Origin of the sequence: Paraburkholderia sp. J7, from assembly GCF_905220155.1 — a bacterium.
GTDB lineage: Bacteria > Pseudomonadota > Gammaproteobacteria > Burkholderiales > Burkholderiaceae > Paraburkholderia.
This window is the reverse complement of record NZ_CAJMYZ010000156.1, coordinates 1-230: the sequence shown is the minus strand read 5'-3', so window position 1 is coordinate 230 and position 230 is coordinate 1. Positions and strand designations below refer to the sequence as shown.

Below are 230 nucleotides of genomic sequence, written 5' to 3'. Positions count from 1 at the left end.
CGGCCATCGGCCAGATACTCGCCGGCGATGAATTCGGGCAGTTCGGCAATCGCCAGGCCATCCAGAAGCGTGGGCAACAGCGCATCGGAATTCGTCACGCGCAGCGGGCCGGTCGGCATCACCGGCTCCTCCTCGCCCGCGTCGTTGGTGAAACGCCAGACATCGCTACGCGCGCGATACGCGTACGAGAGACACGGCCGATCCGCCAGTTCGCGCGGATGGGCCGGCCG

At 67.8% G+C, this 230-nt stretch carries 1 protein-coding gene; it reads right to left on the bottom strand.

Going from position 1 to position 230, the window contains the following annotated elements; genetic code table 11:
• On the bottom strand, positions 1-230 hold a 230-nt coding region (locus U5A58_RS40760), incomplete at both ends, for a LysR substrate-binding domain-containing protein (protein ID WP_321965489.1).